Annotated in this window: 23 protein-coding genes; 10 read left to right on the top strand and 13 right to left on the bottom strand. The window is 70.5% G+C overall.

Annotated elements, in window-relative coordinates; all coding sequences use genetic code 11:
• Positions 1-54: 54 nt before the first annotated feature.
• On the bottom strand, positions 55-657 hold the full coding sequence (locus tag AC6JA9_RS15675) for a hypothetical protein (RefSeq protein WP_223746674.1): 603 nt from the start codon (positions 655-657) through the stop codon (positions 55-57).
• Positions 658-1117: 460 nt separating this feature from the next.
• Between AC6JA9_RS15675 and rpsD the strand changes: the two genes are divergently transcribed.
• Positions 1118-1750 (top strand): 30S ribosomal protein S4, encoded by a 633-nt coding sequence (gene rpsD / locus AC6JA9_RS15670; protein ID WP_223746673.1) that lies wholly within the window; start codon positions 1118-1120, stop codon positions 1748-1750.
• Between the two features lie 58 nt (positions 1751-1808).
• On the opposite strand, the gene AC6JA9_RS15665 is transcribed toward rpsD, so the two are convergent.
• On the bottom strand, positions 1809-2438 hold the full coding sequence (locus tag AC6JA9_RS15665; RefSeq protein ID WP_223783065.1) for an HAD hydrolase-like protein: 630 nt from the start codon (positions 2436-2438) through the stop codon (positions 1809-1811).
• Between the two features lie 64 nt (positions 2439-2502).
• Positions 2503-3423, bottom strand: coding sequence for a LysR family transcriptional regulator (locus tag AC6JA9_RS15660; protein WP_497960032.1), 921 nt, complete (start codon positions 3421-3423; stop codon positions 2503-2505).
• Between the two features lie 81 nt (positions 3424-3504).
• On the opposite strand from AC6JA9_RS15660, the gene AC6JA9_RS15655 reads away from it, so the two are divergent.
• Both AC6JA9_RS15655 and dinB read left to right on the top strand, forming a co-directional pair.
• Positions 3505-4488 carry an aldo/keto reductase gene (locus AC6JA9_RS15655; RefSeq protein ID WP_223746670.1) on the top strand — a complete coding sequence of 328 codons (984 nt, stop codon included), beginning with the start codon at positions 3505-3507 and terminating at the stop codon, positions 4486-4488.
• A 58-nt stretch (positions 4489-4546) separates the two neighbouring features.
• Positions 4547-5755, top strand: coding sequence for a DNA polymerase IV (gene dinB, locus AC6JA9_RS15650; RefSeq protein ID WP_223783067.1), 1209 nt, complete (start codon positions 4547-4549; stop codon positions 5753-5755).
• Between the two features lie 9 nt (positions 5756-5764).
• On the opposite strand, the gene AC6JA9_RS15645 is transcribed toward dinB, so the two are convergent.
• From AC6JA9_RS15645 to AC6JA9_RS15610, 8 genes are all read right to left on the bottom strand, one after another.
• Complete coding sequence (locus AC6JA9_RS15645; protein WP_497960030.1) at positions 5765-6700, bottom strand: DMT family transporter; 936 nt, start codon at positions 6698-6700, stop codon at positions 5765-5767.
• Complete coding sequence (gene pcnB, locus AC6JA9_RS15640) at positions 6697-8409, bottom strand: polynucleotide adenylyltransferase PcnB (RefSeq protein ID WP_223746667.1); 1713 nt, start codon at positions 8407-8409, stop codon at positions 6697-6699. The genes AC6JA9_RS15645 and pcnB overlap by 4 nt, the downstream gene beginning before the upstream one ends.
• Before the next feature lie 512 nt (positions 8410-8921).
• Entirely contained in the window at positions 8922-9971 is a 1050-nt protein-coding gene (locus AC6JA9_RS15635) for a phosphatase domain-containing protein (RefSeq protein ID WP_046712794.1), read from the bottom strand.
• Complete coding sequence (gene plsX, locus AC6JA9_RS15630) at positions 9968-11014, bottom strand: phosphate acyltransferase PlsX (RefSeq protein ID WP_194869621.1); 1047 nt, start codon at positions 11012-11014, stop codon at positions 9968-9970. The genes AC6JA9_RS15635 and plsX overlap by 4 nt, the downstream gene beginning before the upstream one ends.
• Position 11015: 1 nt before the next feature.
• Positions 11016-12296, bottom strand: a complete 1281-nt coding sequence (locus AC6JA9_RS15625) for an MFS transporter (protein ID WP_426746914.1) — start codon at positions 12294-12296, stop codon at positions 11016-11018.
• Between the two features lie 115 nt (positions 12297-12411).
• Positions 12412-14484, bottom strand: coding sequence for an adventurous gliding motility protein GltC (gltC, locus tag AC6JA9_RS15620; protein WP_497960029.1), 2073 nt, complete (start codon positions 14482-14484; stop codon positions 12412-12414).
• Positions 14481-15263: an outer membrane beta-barrel domain-containing protein gene (locus tag AC6JA9_RS15615; RefSeq protein ID WP_223746665.1), complete on the bottom strand. Its 783-nt coding sequence runs from the start codon at positions 15261-15263 to the stop codon at positions 14481-14483. The genes gltC and AC6JA9_RS15615 overlap by 4 nt, the downstream gene beginning before the upstream one ends.
• The gene (locus AC6JA9_RS15610; protein WP_141333108.1) at positions 15260-16084 is read right to left on the bottom strand and encodes an outer membrane beta-barrel domain-containing protein; all 825 of its coding nucleotides are present in this window, start codon (positions 16082-16084) and stop codon (positions 15260-15262) included. Before AC6JA9_RS15610 ends, AC6JA9_RS15615 begins: the two co-directional genes overlap by 4 nt.
• A gap of 264 nt (positions 16085-16348) precedes the next feature.
• Here AC6JA9_RS15610 and cglC point away from each other — a divergent pair, with 264 nt between their 5' ends.
• On the top strand, positions 16349-16882 hold the full coding sequence (cglC, locus tag AC6JA9_RS15605; protein WP_141332137.1) for an adventurous gliding motility lipoprotein CglC: 534 nt from the start codon (positions 16349-16351) through the stop codon (positions 16880-16882).
• 86 nt (positions 16883-16968) lie between these two features.
• Entirely contained in the window at positions 16969-18384 is a 1416-nt protein-coding gene (locus AC6JA9_RS15600; RefSeq protein ID WP_223746664.1) for a vWA domain-containing protein, read from the top strand.
• 92 nt (positions 18385-18476) lie between these two features.
• Here the strand turns inward: AC6JA9_RS15600 and AC6JA9_RS15595 are convergent, their stop codons facing one another.
• The gene (locus AC6JA9_RS15595) at positions 18477-19583 is read right to left on the bottom strand and encodes a hypothetical protein (protein WP_223783069.1); all 1107 of its coding nucleotides are present in this window, start codon (positions 19581-19583) and stop codon (positions 18477-18479) included.
• Positions 19584-19901: 318 nt separating this feature from the next.
• Between AC6JA9_RS15595 and purE the strand changes: the two genes are divergently transcribed.
• From purE to ybaK, 3 genes are read left to right on the top strand one after another with little or no spacing between them, the layout of a single operon-like run.
• Complete coding sequence (gene purE / locus AC6JA9_RS15590) at positions 19902-20399, top strand: 5-(carboxyamino)imidazole ribonucleotide mutase (protein WP_046712787.1); 498 nt, start codon at positions 19902-19904, stop codon at positions 20397-20399.
• The gene (purK, locus tag AC6JA9_RS15585) at positions 20396-21538 is read left to right on the top strand and encodes a 5-(carboxyamino)imidazole ribonucleotide synthase (RefSeq protein WP_497960026.1); all 1143 of its coding nucleotides are present in this window, start codon (positions 20396-20398) and stop codon (positions 21536-21538) included. The genes purE and purK overlap by 4 nt, the downstream gene beginning before the upstream one ends.
• Positions 21539-21542: 4 nt before the next feature.
• Positions 21543-22019, top strand: coding sequence for a Cys-tRNA(Pro) deacylase (gene ybaK / locus AC6JA9_RS15580; RefSeq protein ID WP_223746661.1), 477 nt, complete (start codon positions 21543-21545; stop codon positions 22017-22019).
• A gap of 13 nt (positions 22020-22032) precedes the next feature.
• Here ybaK and AC6JA9_RS15575 read toward each other — a convergent pair whose 3' ends face one another.
• Positions 22033-23061: a zinc-binding dehydrogenase gene (locus AC6JA9_RS15575; protein ID WP_174816724.1), complete on the bottom strand. Its 1029-nt coding sequence runs from the start codon at positions 23059-23061 to the stop codon at positions 22033-22035.
• Between the two features lie 73 nt (positions 23062-23134).
• On the opposite strand from AC6JA9_RS15575, the gene AC6JA9_RS15570 reads away from it, so the two are divergent.
• On the top strand, positions 23135-24340 hold the full coding sequence (locus tag AC6JA9_RS15570; RefSeq protein WP_141332133.1) for a hypothetical protein: 1206 nt from the start codon (positions 23135-23137) through the stop codon (positions 24338-24340).
• A 135-nt stretch (positions 24341-24475) separates the two neighbouring features.
• Positions 24476-25678 (top strand): EAL domain-containing protein, encoded by a 1203-nt coding sequence (locus AC6JA9_RS15565; protein WP_223783071.1) that lies wholly within the window; start codon positions 24476-24478, stop codon positions 25676-25678.
• Positions 25679-25731: the final 53 nt, after the last annotated feature.

Below are 25731 nucleotides of genomic sequence, written 5' to 3'. Positions count from 1 at the left end.
GTCCTGCCCATGCGGGCCCACGGAGCCAGACACCCCGCGGGCCCACCTCCTGCGTCAGTAGGCGTAGTAGACGGGCGGCGTCGTGCTGGTGAAGTAGTTGTAGTACGTGGCCACGTAGTTGCTGCCGCTGCCCGTCTCCCCCGGGAGCGGGCCCGTCTTCGTCCCGTAGACCACCAGCGTGGCGCCGGCGTCCGTCTTGTCCAGGTTGCAGACATTGACGTTGCCCGCGCCGAAGTTCACCACGATGGTGTCGTCGCGCACCTTCCCGAGCGTCGCCACGTCGATGTGATTGACGCGGCACTGCGTGTTGGCACTGCCGCTCGGGGAGCCCTTCGTCGAGTAGGCCGTCGCCAGCCCCACGCCCGTGCCCAGCACGGCGATGTGCGGCGTGTTGTAGGAGCGACCCAGCTCCACGCTGCCCGCCGCGTAGGGACACGTGCCGGACGCGGCGCGCGTCAGGGTGATGGCGTAGCGCGGAGGCAGCTCCCCGGGAATCACCGCCGAGGAGATGGTGAAGCTGCAGCCCCCGAAGGAGCTGGTCGTCAGCGCGTCCTCACGCGCGCCCAACGACTCCTCGGGCGAGGACTGCTCGGGACCACCACAGGCGGACAGGGACACGACGGCGCAAGCCCAGACAAGCTTCTTGAAGACAGTCATTTCTTGAGTCTCTCCGGGAAAGGGAGGACCGCGACTCTATGCCCTTCCCGCAACCCCTCACAACACAGGCCGCTGCAACCCGTTCCGACCCCCCCGCGTCAAGAATGACCAACCCCACGCAAATCGCAAGACACGGTGTCTCGACGGACCACCCGTCCGCTGTCCTCGAAAACCTCTACAAAGGCAGACACATCTCGCGGCAGCCCGCATCAAGACCGGGTCAACCGCAACCACGGCGCCACCCGCCAACCTCGGCGAATCCGCCGGCACCACCGCCCAACCCGCCACGCCCCACGCCGCACGCCCTCCCCTCCACATCCTCCGCGAAGCGCCCCACACACGGAGTCCACGCCCCCCCCTTGACCCACGGACCGGTTTCACGGTACTGATCTTGATATTGATACTGATTATCAAAATCAACTGAGCCTGACAGCATCGGGCCGGACGTGGAGGACACGACGTGGCGCGTGACTTGGGACCAAGGGGCAAGATGTGCCGGCGACTGGGGATTCCCCTGTCGCGAATCACCGCGAAGGATCCGGACAAGGACCCGGTGCTGCGCAGGCCCTACCCGCCCGGCCAGCACGGCGCCACGGCGCGCATGGGCAACAGCGACTTCGCGCGCCGCCTGCGTGAGAAGCAGAAGCTGAAGCTCTACTACGGCCTCCTGGAGAAGCAGTGCCGGCGCGCGTTCATGGAGGCGCGCCGCTCGCCCGGCAACACGGGCACGGTGCTGCTGCAGCTGCTCGAGAGCCGGCTGGACTCGCTCATCCTGCGCGCGGGGCTGGCCACCAGCATCCGCCAGGCGCGCCAGTTCGTGCGCCACGGCTACTTCCAGGTCAACGGCGCCGCGACGGACATCCCCAGCTTCCGCGTCAAGCCGGGCAGCGAGGTGAAGTACCACGCCGCGCACCTGAAGCTGGCCATCGTCCGGGAGTCGTTCGAGCGCATGAAGGGCCGCAACGTGCCGCCCTACGTGCAGGTGCTCGGCGACGGCGAAGGCGTGCGCTACGTGCGCCTGCCCGAGCGCGAGGAGATCCCCGTCGACGTGAACGAGCCGTTCATCGTCGAGTTCTACGCGCAGCGCAGCTGACCGGCGCAATCCCCGAGCGGAGGGCGGGCCCCGCGGGCCGCCCCACCGCCCGTGTGTTTCAGCCCAGGAGCGCGGCGCGCAGCTCGTCCAGGGTGCGGAACAGCCGGTCCGGCGAGTGCCGGGCCAGCGCCTCCGGCAGCGTGTAGCCCCACGCCACCGCCGCCGCGGGGATGCCCGCCTCCCGGGCCGCGTCGAGGTCGCGAATCTCGTCGCCCACGGAGAGGACCTCCCCGGGGCTGACCTTCACGCGCTTCACCATGCGGCGGAACTTGGCGGCCTTCCCGAAGAGGGCGGCGCCACAGTCGAAGTGCGCCACGGCCCGGGTGCACTCCCCCAGCACCGCGCGCACGGAGGCCTCGCTGTCGGAGCTGATGATGGCCACCGTGACGCCCGCGGCCTGCAGGTCCGCGAGCAGCTCCGGCACCCCGGGGAACAGCGGCGTCGACGAAGCGGCCGCCAGCTTCTCCTTGCGCATGTGGTTGACGATGGAGGGCAGCCGCCACAGGGGCACCTTCGCCTTCGCCAGGATGTCGTGGCCGGACAGCCCCCGGAGCGCCTCCAGCTCCTCGGGCGACAGGCGCTTGAACCCGAAGCGGTCGGCCACGTCGTTCAAGATGGAGCGGAACCACGGCAGCGAGTCCGCCAGGGTGCCGTCGAAGTCGAAGATGACCAGTCGAAAGGGCGTCATGCGGGGCGCTCCGTCGGTGGGCGGGGGTCCACCGGGGAGCGACGCGAAGTCATAGCAGAACCGCTCAGGTCGAGGGCCCCTGGCTCCGGGCAATCCGGACCACGTGTTCGCGGATGAAGCGCAGGGCCTCGTCGTCCTCGGACGTGACGCGCCAGAACAGCTCCAGGGGCGAGCCCTCCACCGAGAAGGGAAGCTTCACCGTCCGCAGCGCCGGGCGCAACGCCACCACCTGGCGCGCCACCCTCCCCGGCACCGTGGCCAGCAGCGCGCTCCCCTCCACCAGCTCCCCCACCCCGTGGAACGAGGGAATCGACACGCGCACCTTGCGCTGGAGTCCCAGCGCGTCCTCCACCACGCCGCGCAAGTCGCCGTTGTACGAGACGATGACGTGCTCGTGCTCCAGGTAGCGCTCCAGCGTGAAGCGCTTGCCGGGCCGAGCGTGGCGTGGGTCGTAGAGACAGACGAAGCCCTCGTGGAAGAGCTTCAGCCTGCGGATGTTCGGCGGCAGCTCGTCCGCCACCGTCATCGCCACGTCCACCGCGGACGTGCTCAACAGCGCCCCCACGTTCCGGAACTGCGCGGGCAGCACCACCAGCCGCATCCTCGGCGCCTCGCGCGCGAGGACCGCCAGCAGCCGGGGGAGCAGCCACGCCTCGCTCGCGTCGGAGAGCCCCAGGCGCACGGTGCGCTCGCTCGTGCCGGGGTCGAACGCCGCCGGGGATAAGGCCGCCTCCACCAGTGCCTCCAGGTGGGGCCTCGCCGTGGCGAGCAGCTTCCGGCCCCGCGCGCTCAACGCCAGTCCCCGTCCACTGCGCACGAACAAGGGAGTTCCCACGGCCTCCGTCAGCCGCCGGAGCGCCGCGCTCACCGCCGGCTGGGTGAGGTACAGCCGAGCGGCCGCCGCCGTGACACTGCCCGCCTCCGCCACCACGACGAAGACTCGGAGAAGGTTGAGGTCGAGCGACTTCTCATAGAGGGCGTTCATGTGAGGAATCCATCCTATTGATTGGATTGAATCATGGCGATGCCTCACCTTTGCCGTGTCGCAACGAACCAGGAGGCGCACATGGACACGAAGCACACGGTGAAGCTGGGGAGCACGGGACCGGAGGTCTTCCGGCTCGGACTGGGCTGCATGGGCATGTCCGGGATGTACGGAGCGGCGGATGAAGCGGAGAGCCTCCGCACCATCCACGCGGCCCTGGAGCGCGGCGTGACGCTGCTCGACACCGGGGACTTCTACGGCATGGGCCACAACGAGCTGCTCGTGGGCCGCGCCATCGCCGGACGCCGCGAGAAGGTGCAGCTCTCCGTCAAGTTCGGCGCGATGCGTGGACCGGACGGCAGCTGGGGCGGCATGGACCTGCGCCCCGTGGCCGTGAAGAACTTCGCCGCCTACTCACTCAAGCGCCTGGGCGTGGACGTCATCGACATCTACCGGCCCGCCCGCCTGGACCCGAACGTCCCCATCGAGGAGACCGTCGGCGCCATCGCCGAGCTGGTGAAGGCCGGCTACGTGCGGCACATCGCCCTGTCGGAGGTCGGCGCGGAGACGGTGCGGCGCGCCCAGCGCGTGCATCCCATCGTCGACGTGCAGCTCGAGTACTCGCTCGCCAGCCGAGGCCCGGAGGCGAACCTCTTCCCCGCGCTCAGGGAGCTGGGCGTGGGCGCCACGCTCTACGGCGTCCTCTCGCGCGGCCTGCTCACCGGCAGCAAGCCCACCGGCGCGGGAGACTTCCGCGCGCACCTGCCCCGCTTCAGCGGCGAGCACCGCGCGACGAACGAGGCCTCGGTGCAGGCGCTGCATCGCTTCGCCCAGGAGCGGGACCTGTCGCCCGCACAGCTCGCCATCGCCTGGGTCCTCGCGCGTCAGCCCGGCTTCGTCCCCATCATCGGCGCCCGGCGCGTCGCCCAGGTCGAGGACGCGCTCGCCGCCCTGGCACGTCCGCTGTCCCGTGAGGACGTCTCCGCCCTCGAGTCTCTGGTGGCTTTCACCGGCGAGCGGTATGGGGCCGAGCAGATGCACATGCTCGACAGCGAGCGCCCCTGACCTGGAGCGTCCTACGAGTCCGGAAACGTCAGACAGAGCCGGTAGAGTGGCTCCTGCAATGAGAGCCATCATCCACGTGGACATGGACGCTTTCTATGCGTCCGTGGAGCAGCGGGACAACCCGGCCCTGAAGGGCAAACCGCTCATCGTGGGCGGGCATGCGCAGCGGGGCGTCGTCGTCGCCGCGTCCTACGAAGTCAGGCCCTTCGGCGTGCGCAGCGCCATGCCCATGGCCCGCGCGGTGAAGGCCGCGCCGCACGCCATCGTGGTGAAGCCTCGCTTCCCCGCGTACGCGGAGGCCAGCGAGCAGGTCTTCGCCATCTTCGAGCGCTACACGCCGCTCATCGAGCCCTTGTCGCTGGACGAGGCCTTCCTGGACGTCACCGCCTCGGTGGGCCTGTTCGGCGCGCCCTCGGACATCGCGCGGCGCATCCGCAAGGACATCGCGGACGAGCTCCAGCTGCCCTCCTCCGCGGGCATCGCCACGGTGAAGTTCGTGGCGAAGATCGCCTCCGACCTGGCCAAGCCCAACGGCCAGCGGGAGGTGCGCGCCGAGGAGACGGTGGCCTTCCTCGCGGGGCTGCCGGTGTCGCGGCTGTGGGGCGTGGGGCCCAAGACGGAGGAGGCGCTCCAGCGCGCGGGGCTGAAGACCATCGGCGACGTGTCCACGAAGGACGTGGCCTGGCTGGAGCAGCGGCTGGGCACCAGCGGCCGGCACCTGTGGGAGCTGGCCCAGGGCATCGACGCGCGCGACGTCGTGCCGGACCGCGCCGCCAAGAGCGTGGGCGCCGAGGACACCTTCGAGGAGGACCTCGTCGGCGTGGAGGCCTTGAAGCCACACATCCACGCGCAGGCCCTGCGGGTGGCGCGGCGACTGAGGCGCGCGGGCGTGCAGGGGCGCGTGGTGCAGCTCAAGCTGAAGCTGTCCGACTTCACCCTGCTCACCCGCCGCACCACGCTGCGCGAGGTCACGGATGATGGACAGACGCTCTACCGCGCGGCGCTGGAGCTGCTGGAGCGCGCGCACGAGGGCAAGCCCATCCGCCTCACCGGGGTGAGCGTGCAGCTCGACGAGGCCCCACCGCAGCTGGGCCTCTTCCCGGCCGCGCCGCCGCGCACCGCCAAGCTCAACGCGGCGATGGACCGCATCGCGGAGCGCTTCGGCAGCAAGGCCATCACCATGGCGGACATCGCGGGCAGCGACGCCCCGAGCGACGACGCGCACCGCTCCGAGCGCCCCGTGGACAAGACGCCCCCGAAGCGCTGAGGCCTCGCCTCAGTCCGCCGCGGGCACCATGTCCGGAGGAGGCGGCTGCCGCGCGGCCTCGTCCCGCGACATCACCAGCACGCCCACCAGCGCGAGCCCTCCCCCCACGAGCTGCACCCAGTCCGGCGTCTCGCCGAGCAGCGGCACCGCCCACAGCGTGGACAGCACGGGCTCCCCCAGCGACGCCACCGCCACGAAGGGCGCGGACAGGTGGCGCACGGAGGCGTTGAGCAGCGAGTGGCCGATGAGCTGCGGCACCAGCGCCAGCCCCAGCAACACCCACCACGTGCGCGACGAGAAGCCCGTCAGCGGCGAGTCGACGAAGCCGTGCGCCAGCATCAGCGCCGCCGCCGCCACCGCGTAGACGACGCCCACGTACGTGCCCAGCGACATGGACTCGCGCACGCGGCGGCCCACGACGAAGTACACCGCCGCCAGGATGGCCCCGGCCACGGCGAGCAAATCCCCCCACAGCGCCGTGCCGCCGGCCGCGAAGTCCCGCGCGCCGATGAGCACGCTGCCCGACAGGCACAGCACCAGCGCCGCCACGCCCCGCGAGCCCACGCGCTCCGACAGCGCGAGCCACGCGAACAGCGTCACCCACACCGGCTGCGTGGTGACGAGCGCCACGGAGCTGGCCACGGTGGTGTACTGGAGCGACGCAATCCACGTCGCGAAGTGCAGCGCCAGCGCGAGCCCCGACACCAGGAGCCAACCCCACGTGCGCACGGAGAAGGACGCCAGCTCCGAGCGCCCTCGCACCAACGCCAGCGCCAGGAGCGGCGCCGCGGCGAAGGTGAGGCGCCACGCGGAGATGGCCAGCGACGGGGCCTCGGCGAAGCGGATGAGCGGCGCGGCCCAGGACACGGCCACGACGCCCAGCACCAACCCGCCGTAGACGCGCGCACGGGACACGTCCGCGCGCGGCGGCGCCTGGATGCTCACGCCTCGCCGGCGCCCGAGCCGGAAGAACCCGCCGAGGCGGCCCCTTCACCGGAGGAACGACGGCGACGACGACGGCGGCGGCGCTTGCGCTGACCACCAGGCTCCGAGCCACCCTCGCCCTCCGAGGACTCGGCGCGCGGCGGCGGCACCTCGCCGGCCTTCCACGCCTCCAGCTGCTCACGGCCCTCGCCGGTCGCCTCCACCGACATCTCGAACACGGTGAGCGCCTCGCCGAACAGCGGGTGCCGACGGAAGGCCGCGCTCTTGCGACGGCGCTCCCCCGACAGCGTGCGCTGGGCGAGCAGCAGCATGCGGCAGCGCTCGGCGATGCGGCGCGGCAGCCGGGCCGACTGCACGAAGCCCGCGAGCAGCTCCTCCACCACCTGCGACACCGACGGACGGCCCCCATCCTGCGGCTCGGCCGGAGGCCCGGAGTGGCTGATGGGCACCAGCAGCGCGGCCAGGAGGATGGCGTCGTCGAGCGGCTCGCCCGCGGCCACCCGGCGGTCCAGCGCCTGGGCGAAGGCGTAGAAGGTCTTCTCGCCCTCCTTGCCGTGCTGCTTGAGGTACGCGTTGACGGGCGGCAACAGCAGCTTCAGCGCGTCGAGCGCGTCCAGCAGCTTGAGCGCGGGCGCGGACACCCCGCCGCGGATGAGGCGGAAGGTCTCCTCCAACAGGCGCGCGGGCGCGCAGCGCGGCAGGTCCTCCACCGCGCCCTCCATCGCCGCGTACGTGCGCGACTCGATGTCCAGGTCCAGCTTCGCCGCGAAGCGCACGGCGCGGAGGATTCGCACCGGGTCCTCGCGCATGCGCACCTCGGGGTCGCCGATGGTGCGGATGAAGCGCTCGTCCAAATCACGCCGGCCGCGGACGTAGTCGATGACCCGCCCCTCGCTCACGTCGTAGAACAGGCCGTTGATGGTGAAGTCGCGGCGGCGCGCGTCCTGCTGCGCGGTGCCGAAGACGTTGTCGTGGGTGATGAGCAGGTCATCCCCGCCGTTGTCGCCCTCGTCCTCCGGCGCGGCCGGCGAGGCGGCCTCCAGCTCCGTGGGGTTCGCGCGGAAGGTGGAGACCTCGATGATCTTCCCACCCTTGAAGTAGACGTGCGCCAGCCGGAAGCGCCGGCCGATGAGCCGGCAGTTGCGGAAGATGGCGCGCACCTCGTTCGGGTGCGCGCTGGTGGCCACGTCGAAGTCCTTGGGCTTGCGGCCCAGGAGCAGATCGCGCACGCAGCCGCCCACCAGGTACGCCTGGTGCCCGTGCTGATGCAGCCGCAGCACCACCTTGAGCGCGTCCGGATCCAGCTCGTCCGGGTCGATCTCCGCCGGCTCGCCGGTGGAGCGCACGTGGGGCGCGTGCAGCTCGCGCTCGTAGGGGGTCGGCTCGGGCTCGGGCTCGAGCACGGTGGGCACCTGCTCCACCTCTTCGTCGGCGGCGGCCTCGGCCGCGTCCTGCGCCTCGGCGGCGGCGAGCACCTCCTCGACGGCGCCCAGGCCCGTGTCGTCGAGCGCGTCCGCCTCGTCGTCGTCATCCTCGTCGTCGTCCGCCTCGTCCTCCGACGGGGGCTCCGGCGCGCGGGCGGTGGGGGCCGACTGGGCCAGCAGGGGGGATGGGGACTCGACCTCGGAAGGGGCTGAAGCAGTGGCCTCGTTCTCGGGGGCGGTCGCCTGTTCCGAGGGGGCCGCCGTCAGCTCCAGATTGGAAGACATGTAGGAAACCTCTTGGTCGCCGCGCCTGGAGCCCACTGCCGCCTCGAAGGAGGCAACCTCGCGCGCGTCGAAATCGGGCGCAGGTGGCAGTGGACCGCCGGCAGGCGGCGGTTCAGTCAAAACTCGCGTCATCGCCTTGGACACCCCGCATGGGGCGCTTCAGGGGCAGCCGTCTATAGCGCATCCGCCCCGGGAGGGAGTAGCGCCCTTTCAGCGAGCCCACCGGGCAGGTGGAGTGACAGTGCCCCACCCTCCGCTCGTCCGGCGAGAAGGGGCTCATCCGCGCATTCGAAGCAGCGTCGAAGGACATCCGGTTCCAGTTCGCTCCAGGCCGTCAATAGGGTCCGCCACGAGTATCGACCTGGGAGCCGGACACCGGCCCCTGGCCCGAGGCCCGCCCACGGACTCTGCCTGGGTATCAACACTGGTACGGACCGAAACGTTCTGGAAACGTCCCAAGCACCGGGCGCCCGGCCCCCTGGACAGAGGGCGGGCGGGCAACCCGGGCGGCCCTACCCACCAGGTGAGGGCCGGGTGCGCCCCTTGTGGTTGCGGGGCAGCGCGTGGTGGATGAGGGACACGTAGTCCACCGCCTGCACCGGCGGCGGGGGCGGCGGGGTCCCCAGGGCGGCCAGCCGCTTGCTGAAGGCGGACAGGATGTCCGGCATCGGACGCATGGCGGCCAGGAGCTTGTTGGGCCCCTCCAGCGCCTGGGACAGCGCCACCGCCGCCTGCTGCAGCGGCAGGCCCCGGCGCAAGAGGTCCTGGAAGGAGTTGGAGAGGGTGATGATGTTGTGCCCGGCCGTCTGCACCATCTCCACGGCGATTTTCAGCACCTGGGGCGCGGACAGGTGGCCGTCCGCCAGCAGCACCAGGGCCGCCTGGAAGTAGTTGAAGATGGGCACCACGCGCGGCCCGTAGGGCGTGAAGTGCGCGGGCGGCGTCAGCTTGTCCAGGTGGATGAAGATGCGCCGCACCGGGTCCGCCACCGGAATCTGCTTCCACGCCGCGCGCACCCGCTCCGCGTCGTCCGGGTACACCCCGCCCGCCTCCAGCACCTGGGACAGCACCCGCTCGTCCACGCGCCCCGCGATGAGGTCCGCGAAGAGCGAGTAGATGAACGCGTCCGCCTCCGCGTCGTCCCCGAAGAGGACCTCCTCCGCCTCCGCGGGCGCCTTCACCCGGCTCTCGAGAATCGCCGGCAGCTTGTAGCCCACCTGCCCGCGCAGGGCCCGGAAGCGGCCGCGCAGGAGGTTGCCCACGTTGTCCTTGAGGACGAACTCGTCCCAGCGCACGCCGTCCAGCTTGAGCTTCTCCTCCAGCACCGCGCGCATCTGCTTGGGGCTGCCGGAGACGATGCACAGCCGCGAGTCGCCGCTCTCCGACAGCTCGCGGATGAGCGCGCTCGCCCCCGGGACGGCGACCTTCTCGTGCGCCTTCTGGAACGCGGTGCGCAGCAGGTCGCGGAGCGAGTCGAAGTCGGTCTGGAGGTACGTCTTGTCCAGGTCCCAGCGGTAGATGCGCCGCGGAGGCCGCGGATCGATACGGTCCGGCAGACTCACTTCTGGAGGCCTTCCCGGATGGCGTTGCCCAGGTTGTTGGCCACCACCTTGGCGGCCACCTTGCCCGCGTTGGCGATGGCGTGCGCCTTGGAGCGCCCGTGCGCCTTGATGAAGATGCGGTCGAACCCGAGGATGGGCGCGCCCCCGTACTGGTTCCAGTCGGTGATGTCCTTGATGCGCTGGATGCCGCTGGACAGCATGGCCAGGCCCGCGCGCCAGCGCAGGCTCTCCTTGTAGGCGTACTGGGCCAGCTCCACCACGGTCTCGTGCACGCCCTCCAGCATCTTCAGGCACACGTTGCCCACGAAGCCGTCCGTGACGATGACGTCCGCGGTGCCCTTCGGGATGTCGATGCCCTCCACGTTGCCGATGAAGTGGATGTCCTTCATCTCCGACAGCCGCGCGTGCGCCTCCACCACCCGGGGCGGGCCCTTCTGGGGCTCCACGCCGTTGGACAGGAGCGCCACCTTGGGCCGCTCGTTGCGGGAGATGATGCGCGCGTAGTTCGAGCCCATGACGGCGAACGTCACCAGGTCATCCGCGGTGGCCTCCACCGTCGCGCCCACGTCGAGGATGAGGGAGAACGGGTCCTCCTTCGCGCCGCGCACCGAGCGCGTGGGGTACACCGTGGCGAGCGCCGCGCGGCGCACCCCGGGGATGAGCTGGAAGTGACGCGCGCACGCGAGCACGCCCGCGCCCGTGTTGCCCGCGGACACCAGCGCCTGCGCCTCGCCCTCGGCGACGAGCCGGGCCGCCACCGCCACCGAGGCGTTGGGCTTGCGCGCCAGCGCCTCGCCGGGCTTCTCGTCCATGCCCACGAAGTCCGAGGCGTGCTGGACGGAGATGCGCTCGCCGTTGTGCTTCGTCTCCGCGAGCGCGTTGTCGATGAGGGTGCGGTCCCCCACCAGCAACGCATGGATGTGCGGTGAGTCCAGGGAGAGCTGCGCGGCGCCGCGCACCACCTCCGCGGGCCCATGGTCCGTCCCCATCACGTCGAAGGCAATCGTCACGGGCTGCGGCTGCTTGACCACCATGGCCTCCATCTTACGACCTTTGTTGGGCCCTCGCGCCTGCCATTCTTGCCTGCCCCACCAACGAGGCGGCCACCAGGGCCCCCACGACGAGCATTCCCGCCGCCGTGCCGTACGGCGCCCCGGGCCCCAAACGGGTGAAGAGCCACCCGCCCAGCGCCGGGCCCACGATTCTCCCCAGCGAGCCCGCCGCCTGGAAGCCCCCCAGGGCCGCGCCCAGCCGGTCCGCCGGCGCGTGGAGCGACACCAGCGCGGACAGGCACGGGTTCGTCAGGGCCGAGCCCACCGCCAACAGCCCCATCACGGGGAACAGCCACCCGTACGTGGGCGCCACCGGCAACAGCGCCAGCCCCATCGCCGTCACCGCGAAGCCCACCAGGGCCACCCGCGCCTCCCGCCCGGAGCCGCCCCCCTCCTTGCCCACCAGCCGGCGAACCACCCCACCCTGCACCAGCGCGCTCAGGATCCCCACCACGGCGAAGAGCCAGCCGGCGCGAAGGCTCGCCTCCCTCAGCACCGCCGCGTCCGTGCGCACCGCGTGCAGGAACAGCCCTCCCTCCTCCAGCGCCACCGGCCCCGAGGAGAGGAAGCGCGTCAGCAGGTAGACGGAGAAGGTGCCCTCCATCTGGGCGAAGGCCGTGGTGAACAGCAGCATCAGCACCAGGCACTTCGCGACGACGGGCAGCCGCAGCGCCTGGGAGACGCCCTTGAGCGTGCGCGCGTGGCCCTCCGGCCCGCCCGGCGCGCGCGACTCCGGCAGGAACAGGTACGTGCAGACCAGGTTCACGGCCACCAGCCCCGCGGCGAACAGGCCGATGGCCAGGTTGCCGCCCCACGCGCCCAGAAAGCCCCCGAGCGCGGGCCCCAGCACGAAGCCCAGCCCGAAGGCCGCGCCGATGACGCCCATCCCGCGCGCCCGCTCCTCCGGCCTGGTGATGTCCGCCACCACCGCCTGCGCCGTGGCGATGTTGCCGCCGGAGATGCCGTCGATGACGCGCGCCAGGAACAACAGCGGCAGCGAGTGCGCCACGGCGAACAGCAGGTAGCCCAGGAGCGAGCCCACCTGGCTGGCCAGGAGCACGGGCCTGCGGCCGTACCTGTCCGACAGCCGCCCGAGCACCGGCGCCGCGATGAGCTGCATCAACGAGAAGACGGAGATGAGCAGCCCCACCGTGAACGGCGACGCCCCGAACTTCACTCCGTACACGCCCAGCTGCGGAATCAGGATGCCGAACCCGATGAGGTCCAGCGACACGATTCCGAAGACGACGCGCAGTGACGCCGTCCGGCTCACCCGTAGCTCCCTTTGCCTGAAATGAAAAACCGCCGGAGCGCGGAAGATAGCGCTCCGGCGGTCGAAAAGGCGCTCCGTGCGAGCCCCCCGCGACGATTCGACGCGGGGCCTCCCGCTACTGGGCCTCCGCCGACTGGACGTTGCGGTTCGCCGAGTCGCGGTCGATGCAGCCCTTGGTCAGCGTGTACTGGTACGTGCCCAGCTCGTCGCGCCAGTACTCACCCTCGTACGGCCAGTAGAGCTGATCGTCCGCCACCGCCACGGAGAAGCGGTACTTCTTGACGATGGCCGTGCGGCCGCCCGCCTTGAGCTGCTCCTCCAGGAACTCCTTCTCCTTCGTGGTGGTCTCGAACTTGATGCGCAGGCCGTTGGCGAGCAGCTGCTTGAGCGCCACGAGCTCCGTCTCCAGCTTGCCCTTGGCCATGATGCCGGCCTTGGAGATGAGGCTCAGGCGCTGCACCTTCAGCTCCTCCAGGAGCTGCTTGGACAGCTCGGAGTACTTGAAGGTGTCGCCGCGGCTGGCGAAGGCGTCCATCTCCCCCTCCAGCTCGAGGATGGAGTCGTTCGTCTTGCGCAGGTCCTGGTCCGTGAGGGCCAGGCGGAGGATGCGCTCCAGGATGAGGTCGGTGTCGTTCTTCTCCAGCCCCTCCTTGTTCTTCTTCTGCACGTCCGCCAGCACCGAGTAGTAGGCCGAGGCCTCCATGTCCTTCTTCACCAGGCCCTCGAGCTGGTCATGCACCGGCAGGTACGTGCGCTCGAAGTCCTGGAGGATGATGTTCGACTCGCGGTAGCGGCAGTTCTCGTAATAGATGACCGCCTTGAGGATGAGCGCCTCCGGGAAGTACTCCTCGCGGAAGAAGGGCGACGACAACGTAATCAGGTTGCCCAGCGCCTGCTCGTACTGGCCCACGCGGTAGTTGGCCCAGCTCGACTCGAAGAGCGACTCCAGCCACTGCGTGTTCCCGCGCTCCACCTTGCCCAGGTAGAACAGCGCGTAGCGGTTCTGCTGCATGCCGTAGTGCGTCCGGGCCAGCTGCATGAACGCCAGCTCGCGCAGGGACTTGTCCGCCTTGGCCTGGTCCGCGGACTTGCCGGCCACCGGGCGGGTGAGGCGCACCACCTCCTTCATCGCCTCCACCGACGCGAGCATCTCGCCGTTGCCGCGCTTGGACGCCGCGTCCTTCTGACGGCTGCCGTTGCGGAAACTGGCGATGCCGTCCAGGTAGCGCGCGCGGGGATAGAACGCGTCCGTCTTCGGGATGAGCAGCGTCAGCCGCTTCACCTCGGCGAAGCTCTTGTCCGCGTCCGCCGTCTGGCCCACCTGGTCCAGCGCGCGGCCGCGCACGAAGTGGTAGCGCGCCAGCAGGTACCGGAACTCGTTGCGGTACTTCTCCGGGAACTCCTGGTTCGCGTGCCGGGCAATCTCATCGAGGATGACCGTCTCGTTCTTCGTCTTGCGGCTGATGAAGAACAGCCACTCCAGGCTCGTCTTGAAGAACTTGGTCGAGGGCCCCAGCGAGAGGATCTTCGAGAACTCGCCGAGCGACGAGTGGTACATGCCCATGCGGTAGAGCGACTTGGCCAGCACGTAGCGCGCCTCGGTGTGCAGCCCCGCCAGCTTCGGGTCCGCCAGCAGCTCGTGGGCCGCCATGGAGGCCTTCTCGTACTCGTCGTTCTTGAAGAGGCTGACCGCCACGTCCAGACGCTGACGGTCCGCCGTCTTGCCCGACACGTCCACCGCGTCGAACGACATGGTGGGCGCCGGAGCCTTGGGAGCCTCCTGCTGCGTCAGGTCCAGCCCGAAGCCACCGGCGCTGTCCTGCGCCGGAGGGGCCGCGGGGGTGGGCGCCGGAGGCGGCGTCGCGGGCGTGGAGGTCGTCGCGGCGGGCGTCGCCGCCGCCGGAGCCGTGACGGCCGAGGGAGCGGCCTCCACCGGCGCGGGGATCGGCTCGTCCTCGGGAGCCTCCACCAACGCGGGAGCGGTCTTGCCGCGCCCGTTCTTCTTCTTGCCCTTGGCGGACTTGGAGCCCTTGGCGGACTTGGCGGAGGTCGCGCCCTTCTTCTTCTTCTTGGACTTGGACTGACCGCCCAGGTCCAGACCCTCGAAGCTCTGGGCGTAGGATGGAGCCGTCCACGCGAGCGCGAGCCCGAGGACGGCGAGACGGATGAGCCTGAAGGAACGCATCATGACTCGGGGTTGGACGAGGGGAAGAAGAAGGACACACCCAGCTCGAACATCAGCTGGTTGCGCAGGTAGCTGTCGGAGGTGCGGCTCTTCTCCACGTAGATGAGGTCGCGCACCTCGGTGCGCAGCGACACCCAGCGGTTGAAGAAGAAGCGCAGGCCCACGCCCACGTTGCCGCCGGGCGTCAGGTAGTCCTTCGCCAAGAGGCCCGTGGTGTCATCCAGGTCCGGGCCCCGGTACTGGACGACGGACGCGCCGACGACGCCGTAGAGGTCGAAGTGGACGAACTTCTCGGCGAGCAGCGACAGCTTGCCGTAGATGGGCGCCCACTGGAGGTCCACGCCCCCCATGAGCTTGAGCTGCCCGGGCGCCTGACCGTCCAGGTCCTTCATCGTCGGAGACGAGCAGCCCCGCGTGGAGCCGTCCGTGCCGTCGGAGAAGGTGCAGATCTGCGCCGCGCCCGCCACCGACGTCAACGCGTAGCCCAGCCGCAGGCTGACGCCGAGCGTCTCCATGGGGTGGTAGGTGAGCGTGCCGCCGAAGATGTACTTGGTGAAGAAGGCGTCGCGCAGCGACACCGTCGCGGACGGGCTGAACTCGAAGCGCCCCTTCTTCAGGAACACGTGACCGGACACCGGACGCACCCGCTCACGCAGGGGCCCCAGGCGGTCCTTGTCCACTTCCGACACGTCGCCGGCCTCCTCCTCCTCGGAGGCCTGCGCGTGCGCGAGCACCGGCGCCGTCAGACACAGCGCGAGCAGCCAACGGAAGACGGGCTTCATTCCGCGTCCCTCCCCGTCGAACGGAAGGGCAGGAACAGCGAGATGCCGGCGTTGAGGGTCATGACGTTCTGCACGGCGCCCTTGGCGCTACCCAGGGGCTGATCCACGTAGGAGGTGTTGATGAGCGCCACGTTCACCGCGATCCAGTCCTGGGCGACGAAGCGCATGCCCAGGCCCAGGTCCGCGGCCGGGTTGAGCCCGCGGCCCGGCAGGGACGAGGTCTCCGTGTTCACCACGCCCGCGCCCGCCAGCAGGTAGCCGTCGAAGTGGAGGATGGAGTTGAGGAACGCCACCTTGCCGTACAGCGGGCTCCACTCCACGTCGCCCATGGCGGACCACTGGGGCACCGAGTTGTAGATCTTGCTGTTGAAGGTGCGCTTGGCGGTGCGCACGTCGTCGGACGGCACCACCTGCATCACCGAGCCGCGCGCGGAGATGGCCAGCGTGTCCGCCAGGTAGTACGCGCCTCGCACCGACGCGCCCACCTTCGAATAGAACGGATCGTTGACGGAGATGCTGATGAGCGGCGTCAGCTCGAACCGGCCCTTCTTCCGGTACACCTTGCGCTGGACGCTCTTCACCCGGTCCTCCTGGGTGATGTCCGTCAGCGGCATCAAGGCCTCGGGAGGCGGAGCCTCCTCCTCGACGGGGCGCGTGGCCGTGCTCGCGGGCGCGGCCTCCTCCGCCGGCGGTGGCGTGGTGGACTCTTCCGACTTGGGCTGGGTCTCTTCCGTGAGGTCGAGTCCCATGCCCTCCTGGCTCTGCGCGGATGCCAGACCAGGCACCAGGCACAGCGCGAGCAGCAACGTGTGGCGATTCAAACCGGGGGCTCCGTGGGGGAGGGGGGGAAAGACTCCACCGGGGGGTTCAGCGCGACTCTTTCTGCTTCGCCATCCTATCGGTCGTATTCCCGAGCGGCAACCGCCCTTGTGATGCCTGTCTGCCCTGTATCTCTCCGGTATTCCTGCACAATTCCAGGGCGGACAGTGCGACTCGAGGGTCGTTGGCACGGGGAGGTGCTGTGCTACCCTGGGGAGCGCTGAGCGTGGCCCCTCCACGCCCCTCCCCCCTTTTGAAGAGGTCTCATGAAGATGTCCGTCCGAGCCGCGTTCCTCGCGACCACCGTGTTCGTGCTGGCGGGATGCAAGGTCAGCAGCGAAATCGGCAAGCCCTGCACCCTGGTGCGCAAGGCGGCCACGCCGCAGGAGGAGGCCGAGTATCCGACGGGTGCGGTGCCGGTCCTGGAGAGCGAGGTGGCGGATCGCCAGGACTTCATCTCCTTCGGCTCCGTGGAGTGCGAGGACCTCATCTGCGTGCGGGATCAGGAGTACCCGCGAGCCCGCACGGAGGAAGGTGAAGTGAACCTGACGGCGCCGGCGCGCGGCTACTGCAGCAAGCCCTGCATCGACGGGGCGAGCGCCAGCGCGTGTGAGGTGAAGGACACCACGGACGTGGAGCCCAACCTCCCCAAGCGCATGACGTGCCGCTCGCTGCTGCTGGACCAGGAGACGCTGGAGGCGCTTCGCTCCGCGGACGAGGACTTCTATCGGAACACCTTCGGCGAGAACAACTCGCCCTTCTTCTGCGCCGGGCGCCTGGGCACCTCGCAGGGTGGGTGACACTTTCCGGCGCGGGGGATAGACCTTTTCCCCGCGCTGGTTCGTAAAGGCAGGGCCCGCGTCCTCACGCCCAGGAGCCCTGCCACATGAATCGAACGGTCCTCTTCCTCTCCCTGGCCGGAGTCCTGGCCCTCACCGCGCTGGTGTTGGGCCTCCCCCAGGTGGGCGCTCCGAAGACGCAGCCCGTGGTGGTGGTGGAGCCGCCGCCCAGGCCCCCTCCCCTGACGGGCGCGCCCGGCTCGCTGACGATGACCAGCCGCCTGTCGCACCCGTACGTCCCCGCGGGCAGCTCGGAGCTGTTCGCCACGGTGGACCTGATGGGCGCGGAGGTGCCGGGGGCGAAGCGCAGCCCGGTGAACCTGGCGCTGGTCATCGACCGGTCGGGCTCCATGAGCGGCTACAAGCTGGCGCAGGCGAAGCAGGCCGCGCGGCACCTCATCGGGCTGATGCGGGAGGAGGACCGGCTGGCCATCGTCCACTACGGCTCGGACGTGAAGAGCCTGCCGGCGGCGCTCGCCACGCCCGCGCAGCGCGAGCGGATGCTCCAGTACGTGGACGGCATCTGGGATGACGGCGGCACCAACATCGCCGCGGGCCTGTCCGCGGGCCGCTTCCAGTTGTCCACCGCGCAGTCCTCGTTCCGCGTCAACCGCCTCATCCTGATGAGCGACGGGCAGCCCACGGAGGGAATCACCGACGACGAGGGCCTCGAGCGCCAGGTGCAGGAGCTGCGCGCGTCCGGAATCACGGTGAGCGCCATCGGCGTGGGCACCGACTTCAACGAGGACCTGATGCAGGCCTTCGCCGAGTACGGCGCGGGCGCGTACGGCTTCCTCGAGGACGCAAGCCAGCTGGCCGCCCTCTTCCAGAAGGATTTGCAGCAGGCCTCCACGACGGTGGCGCGCGGCGTGACGCTCACCTTCACGCTGCCGTCCGGCACGTCGCTGGGCGAGGTGATGGGCTACAACGCGCGGCAGTCCGGCAACCAGGTGACGGTGTCGCTGCCGGACTTCTCCGCCGGCCAGCTGGAGCGTGTCGTCGTCAGGCTGGTGACGACGGGCCAGGCCGTGGGCAGCACCGTGCGCGTGACGGACGTGTCCCTGAGCTACTCGGACCTCATCCGCCAGGCGCCGGTGGAGGACAACGCCGCGCTGTCCGCGGTGGTGACGGACCGGCAGGAGGAGGTCCTCGCGCGCCAGGACAAGGACGCCACGGTGTACGCGGTGCGGGCACGCAGCGCGGCGAACCTCCAGAAGGCCGCCGAGGCCCTGCGTGACGGCCGCCGCGAGGAGGCCAAGGGCTACATCCAGCAGAACCAGGTGATGCTGCAGGAGGCCGGCGCGGTGGCCAGCCCCGCCGCGGTGGCCGCGGACCTGGCCGAGCAGCAGGCCACGCTGGACGAGTACAGCAGCGCCGGCAGCGAGGAGGAGCTGCGCTCGGCGGTGAAGAAGTCCAAGGTGAAGGCCCTGAAGGGCTTCGGCAAGGTGGGCTCCACGTACTGAAGGGCCCACGCATCGCCACCCGGGCAAGCACCCCACCCCGTCCCGCCGCGCGCACGTGGCGAGGCGGGGTGCGTCGCTTCAGGGCGATGGACTCAGTAGCAGAGGTACGAGTCCATCCAGTGGGCGTGCGGGTCCGCGCTCTCGTCGAAGGGCACGGAGATCTTGTTGGCGCAGCGGCCCATCGGCGACCAGACGAAGTTCAGGGCGGAGGTCGGCGGCAGGCAGAGGTAGTTGTCGTTCCACCCCGTCGCCACGCCCTCCCCGTTCATCCAGATGCGCGTGCAGCGCATGCCCGAGATGGGCCCGCCCAGGCTCCAGCGAATCCCGACGTCGCGCTGGGCGCACAGGTAGTTGTCGAGCCACGTGCCCGCCACGTCGGACGTCTCCGTGAGCGCCGTGCAGACCTTCCCCGGCATCTGCCCCGCGGAGGAGAACTCCAGGTTCACCGGCACCTCGTGGTAGCAGAGGTAGTTGTCGTCCCAGGTATAGGGGTCGTCCGCCTCCAGCAGCTGGGTGCACAGGCGCCCCGGCAGCGGGCCCGCCGACGAATAGGAGAACATCGCTTCCGCCTCCGGGGGCACGCACAGGTAGTTGTCGTGCCACGCGTTGTACGCCGGCTCCGCGGACTCGTGGATCTGGGTGCAGCGCATGCCGGGCAGCTCGCCGTTGATGCTCCAGCGCAGGCCGATGTCCTTGTTCGTGCACAGGTGGTTGTCCGTCCATCCTCCCGCGGCGTCGGCCGGCTCGTTCATCGACGTGCAGCTCATCCCCGCGATGGGGCCCGACGCGCTGAACGCCATCACCAGCGGCGCCTCCAGGCAGAGGTAGTTGTCGCTCCACCCGTAGGGGTCCTCGGGCTCGTGGAAGCGGATGCACTCCTTGCCCGGCAGCGGCCCCGTGCTCGACCAGGTCATGGTGAGCGGCGAGTCGTGGGGGACGCACAGGCGCTTGTCGAACCAAAGAGCGGGGTCCCCTCGCTCGGTCATCTCGATGCAACGCAGGTCCGGCCAGGGGAACGTCGTGTCCCCGTCGTACCAGAAGAACCCGAGGTCCGTCGGAGAGCACAGGTAGTTGTCGTCCCAGCCGTGCGGGTCGAAGGTCGCGGCGATGCGCAGGCAGTGCATCCCGGCGATGGGGCCACTCGCGCTGAAGACCACGCCGTGGAAGCTCGTGAACCCGGAGGTCAGGGGCGAGCCCACCGAGCGCTCTGCGGGCGCCGACGGCTCGGGTTCTCCACGCCCCGCCTGACACCCCGGGCCCAACCAGACACAGAGAAGTCCGAGAGCGAACGCTCGATGAACCAGCACGCGATGCAAGGCTCTTTTCATCAGAATAATCTGACATGCCTGTATTACAGGTGGCCAGTCGGAGACTTGGGACGGAACGAAGCGAGCGAGCGCACCCACCGTGCGCACGGGCGTGGCCGGGTCAGTTCCAGGTTGACCGTCGGAATCGCCCGGCCCTATCTCCGCGTTCCTCCAGCCTTCGGCCGGAGAGCGCATGGAGGCGTGGACCGAATGGCGAGCGGCAACACCCCCTGGGTCGGGGTCATCATGGGCGGCAAGAGCGACCTGGAGTACCTGCAGCCGGGCATCGACGTGTTGAAGGAGCTGGGCATCCCCCACGAGGTGCGGGTGGTCTCCGCGCACCGCACGCCGGACTGGATGATGGAGTACGCGTCCACGGCCGAGTCACGCGGGCTGTCGCTCATCATCGCCGCCGCGGGGGGCGCGGCGCACCTGCCGGGCATGGTGTCCGCGAAGACGCTCCTGCCGGTCATCGGCGTGCCCATGCCCACCACGCTGCTCAACGGCATCGACGCGCTGCTCTCCATCGTGCAGATGCCCAAGGGCGTGCCGGTGGGGACGCAGGCCATCGGCAAGCCGGGCGCCGCCAACGCCGCGCTGCACGCCGCGTCCATCCTGGCGCTGAAGTACCCGGAGCTGCGCGAGCGGCTGGCCGCGTGGCGCAAGGCGCGCACCGACGAGGTGCTCGCGCACCGGGAGCTGTCATGAGCCCGCGAGTGGTGCTCCCTGGTGGGACGATTGGCATCCTCGGCGGAGGGCAGCTGGGGCGGATGATGGCGCTGGCCGCGCGCACGCTCGGCTTCCAGGTGCAGGCGTTGGACCCGGACCCGACGTGCCCCTCGCGCTCCGTGGTGGACCGCTGCCTCACCGCGTCCTTCGGGGACATCGCCGCCGCGGAGGAGCTGGCGAAGGGCTGCGACACGGTGACGCTCGAAATCGAGAAGGTGCCGCTCGCCACGCTGGAGGCGGTGGCGCGCCATGCGCCCATGCGGCCGGGCGCGTCCGTGCTGAACATCATCCAGCACCGCGGCCGGCAGAAGGGCTGGCTCGCCAGGGGCGGCTTCCCCGTGGGGCCGTGGCGCGAGGCGCACTCCGCCGAAGAGCTGGCCCAGGCCATCCAGGCGCTGGGCGGGCGGTGCTTCGTGAAGTCCAGCGAGGGCGGCTACGACGGGCGCGGGCAGGTGGAGGTGAAGACCGCGGGTGAGGCCGCCTCCGCGTGGCGTGAGCTGGGTGAGCGCTCCGTCGTCGTCGAGGCCGCGTTGGATTTGGAGTCGGAGCTGTCCGTGCTGGTGGCGCGCAGCCCCAAGGGCGAGCTCGCGGTGTACCCGCCGGCCTTCAACCACCACGAGGAGCGCATCCTCGCGTGGTCGCTGCTGCCGGGCCCCCTGCCGGAGAAGGTCTCCGCGAAGGCCACGGAGCTGGCGCGCGCCATCACCGACGCGCTGCAGGTGGAGGGCCTGTTGGTGCTGGAGCTGTTCCTGCTGCGCGACGGCACGGTGCTCGTCAACGAGCTGGCGCCCCGTCCGCACAACAGCTTCCACTCCACGGAGGTCGCCTGCCTCACCTCGCAGTTCGAGCAGGCGGTGCGCGCGGCGTGCAACCTGCCCCTGGGCTCGGTGGAGGTGGTGCGCCCGGCGGCCATCGTCAACCTGCTGGGCGACCTGTGGCTGCGCGAGGGCGGGCCGCGCTTCGAGGACGCGCTGGCGCTGCCCGGCGTGCGGCTGCACCTGTATGGCAAGCGCGAGGCGCGCAAGGGACGCAAGATGGGGCACCTGTCCGCGGTGGGCACCACGCCCGAGGATGCCCTCGCGCGGGTGAAGGCCGCGGCCGCCGTTCTCGGGGTGTGACGCGATGAAGACGAACGCCGCCCGGCTGCTCGACTCGCTGGGCGTGAAGTACTCGCTGCGCGACTACGAGGTCGACCCGGAGGACCTCTCCGCGGAGACCGTGGCCGCCAAGGTGGGCATGCCCGCCGAGCAGGTCTTCAAGACGCTCGTCGCGAGAGGAGACCGCACCGGCGTGTTGATGGCGGTGGTGCCCGGCAACGCGGAGCTGGACCTGAAGGCGCTGGCCCGGCTGAGCGGGGACCGCAAGGTGGACACGGTGCCGCTCAAGGAGCTGCAGCCGCTCACCGGCTACGTGCGCGGCGGCTGTACGGCCATCGGCGGCAAGAAGGACTACCCGGTCTTCGTCGACGAGACGCTGGAGCTGTTCGACGAGGTGGCCGTCTCCGCGGGCGTGCGAGGCACGCAGCTCGTGCTGGCCCCGGCCGACTACCTGCGCGTGACCAAGGGCAAGGTCGGCCCCATCTCGCGCGACAAGGCCTGAGCGCGGGCCTTCGTCAGGTCAGCGAGCCCTGCGCGGGCATGAAGAGCACCTTGCCGGATGTCATGTCCGCGGAGGCAATCTTCACCGCCTCGCCCGCGGACTCGAGCGGCAGCCGCGCGCGCACGGGCGTCTCCAGCTCGCGGCCCACCAGCGCGGGCACGCCCATCAGCGCCTTGAGCTGCTCGCGGCCGAAGCCCCGGCGCGCCCACTCCGACAGCGCGAAGCCGTCCACCGTCTTGCGTCCGAAGATGACGTCGCCCGGGTCGAACCGGCACTCCTGCTCCGACAGCGCGCCGTACACCGTGACGTGCCCGCCCTCGGGCAACGCGCTCAGCAGTTGCCCCGTCAGTCGCCCCGCCACCGCGTCGAAGGCGAGCGTCACCTTGAGCTCGTGACACATGAGCCGCAGTCGCTCCTGGAACTCGGGCTCGTCGCTGCTCAGCACGTGCTCGACGCCCAGGCCGCGAAGGAGCTCCACCTGCTCCTTTCGCCGCACCACGTGCACCATGGCCACGTTCCGACGACGGGCCAGCGAGCCCAGCATCCGACCCACGCTGCTCGCCGCGCCCGTCTGCGCGAGCGCCACGTGGCCGCCCTCCTTCGCGCGCTCCATCAGCACCCACGCGGTGAAGGGGTTGACGAAGAGGCTGGCGCCCTGCTCCACGGAGATGTGGGCGCGCAGCGGGATGCACTGCTGCAACGGAACCACGGCGTACTCGGCCCACAGGCCATCCCCGCCCACCGGGGCCACGCACGCCACGCGGCGCCCCACCAGCAGCTGCCCCGCGAGGCTCCCCGCGGACACCACGGTGCCGCTGCCCTCGAAGCCCGGCACCACGGGCAGCGCGTTGCGCACGCCGTACTGGCCCCGCACGAACTGGAGGTCCGCGGGGTTGATGGGCGAGGCGGCCATGCGCACCAGCACCTGCCCCGCGGTGGGACGCGGCACGGCGCGCGTCTGCACCTGGAGGGACTCGGGGCGCCCGTCATAGGCGTGGAGGACCAGCGCGCGCATCGCCACGGGGACCGGGGGGGTTCTCATTGCGGCAGACCTTTTAATTCGGCCGTGCGTGAAAGGGGGAGCCCCTTGCCCTGCCCCCACGCTCGGAGTGTCGATGAACGCCACCATTTTGCAGTTGCACCACCGCGAAGCCTTCGAGCGGACCGTGACGAGGGCGCTGGCCGCGGGCGCGGGCGCGGGGCTGGTGCAGCTCGTCACGGCGAGGCTGGGGGTGCCGTTGCCGTTGGCGTGGCTGGTGCCGGCGGCCGTGGTGCTGGCGTGCGCGCAGGGCGACAAGTGGGACCGCGTGCTGTTGGGAGGACTGGGCGTGTTGCTGACGTCGGTGCCGTATGCGCTGGGGATGGCGCCCGCGTGGACGGTGGCCTGCAGCGCGGCGGCGGCGGGCTCGCTGCTGGTGCGTGCGCGGCTGAGCGAGAAGGGCGTGGAGGGACAGGTGGCGGAGGCGCGCCCCACCCTCGTACACCTGGGCCTGGGGGCGCTGTTGGGCGCGGGGCTCACGCTCGCCGGCTCGGAGATTGCCCGGGTGTTCTCCGCGCGGCTGGCGGACCTGGCCACGCCCGCGCTGCTCGCGGCGGGGGCGACGGGCGCCATCCTGGGGCTCTTCGTGGGACTGAGCTCGGTGGCCGCGCACCTGGCGCTCACGGCGGACCCGGTGGAGGCGCGCGCGGAGGAGCTGATTCCTCGGCTCGCGGGGGACTTCCGGACGCAGTGCGAGCGGGCGCTCGCGCTGTATCGCCAGTGCGGGCAGTCGCTCGCGCTGTTGCCGCGAGAGCCCGCGCGAGAGGAGCTGGCCCGCACGCTGGCGCGCATCACCCGCGACGCGGTGGAGCTGGCCTCCGAGTGGGCGGGCGTGGAGTCCCAGCTCGAGGAGCGCGCGCAGGCGGAGCTGCGGGCCGAGCGTGAGGAGCTGGAGCGCGCCGCGCGCGCCACCACGGACGCGGTGGCCCGCAGGCAGCTGGAGGCGGCCGCCGCGTCGCTCGCGGAGGAGGTGGAGCGGCTGGGGGAGCTGAAGGTGCGGCGTGAGCGAATCCTCGCGAGGCTGCGCTCCGAAGTGGCGTTGCTGGAGCGCGCGCGCGTGGCGCTGTTGTCGCTGCGCAGCGGACAGGCGCAGCTCAAGGCCGCGGAGCTGTCATCCCTCGCGCGACGCTTCCGCGCGCTGTCCTCCGTGCAGTGGGAAGAGGGGCAGGGACTGGACGCCGTGGCCTCGCAGGCCACCCTCGCGCATGTCCCCGAACCCGTCCAACCCGTCGGGGAGGAGGCTCCTTCGGAGGCCCAAACCGCTCGGATTCGTACGTCCTGAGCGAGGAATTCCCGGATATCGGACACGGGTAGAGGGGGGAACGGGCGCTGTCTCGCACGCTGAGTGGTGGTTGTGGTGGTGGTTCGCAGGCATGAACTGTAGACGTGGGTAGCGTCAGGTAACATTTGCCCCGTCATGACCCACCCCCTCGTCCGACAGCCCGGTCTGATTCCCCTCTGGTTGTGGAACGGCACCGAGCCTGGGGTGACCTCCGCGTTCCAGCCCATCGTGGATCTGCGCACGGGAGAGGTCATCGGGTACGAGGTGCTGTCGCGCGGACAGGGCTCGCTCGAGTCACCGCACGAGCTGTTCACGCACGCGCGGGTCTCCGGCTACACGTGGGAGCTGGAGCGCGCGTGCTGGACGTCGGCGCTGCGCTGCATCTCGAAGCTGCCGGAGGACCAGCGGCGCGCGCCGTTCTTCTTCAACGTGAGCCCGGATGTGTTGAGCGACCCGCGCTTCGGGGATGGCTCGACGCTGGCGCTGTTGGAGCGGCATGGGTTGGGGCCTCGGCATCTGGTGCTGGAGATCACCGAGAAGGCGGTCATCGAGGATGGCGCGCTGTTGCAGCGGCTGACGCGGGAGTGCGCGGCGCAGGGCTTCGGGCTCGCGCTGGATGACTTCGGCGCGGGGCACTCGGGGCTGGTGACGCTGGTGCACTGCGTCCCGCGCTTCATCAAGCTGGACCAGGCGCTGGTGCGCGACATCCATCTGCACGCGTACCGGCAGCACCTGGTGAAGTCGCTGGTGGACTTCTCGTCGAGCGTGGACGCCATCCTCATCGCCGAGGGCGTGGAGACGTGGGAGGAGATGACGGTGCTGCTGCGGCTGGGCATCCGTCACGCGCAGGGCTACCTGCTCGCGCGTCCGACGCCGAGCCCCATGCGTCCGGCCGAGGCGTTCGAGTCGCGGCGGCGCGAGGCGATGCGCGCCCTGCTCCTGCGTGAGCGCGCGGATGACACGACGGTCGGAGGGCTGGTCATCCGCCGCGCGACGGTGGATGTGTCCGCGACAGTGGACACGGTGAACGACGTGTTCCGCGACGCGCCGCAGGCGGACCACGTGGTGGTGCTCGAGGGTGCACGGCCCCGCGCGCTGGTGACGCGGCGCAACCTCGCGTCATGGGTTCCCGGCAGTGCGGTGCATGCGCCCTCGCTCATCATCGAGGACCAGGTCGCGGTGACGGCGCTCGTGGGGCTCGCGATGGCGCGGCCTCCGGAGGCAGTCTACGAGCCGGTGGTCGTCACGGATGCGCAGGGACAGTTCCTGGGCACCGTGACGATGAAGCAGTTGCTGCTGCGCGCTACGGAGCTCGCCGAGCGCCCCGCCGCGAAGTAGCAGCGGGACTGCGCGGACACACGGAGACCGACGCGCCAAAGCCGCGACCGCGC

Source organism: Myxococcus sp. MH1, from assembly GCF_059738865.1.
Note: the sequence above shows the minus strand (reverse complement) of the source record. Positions and strands in the feature narration are given on the sequence as shown.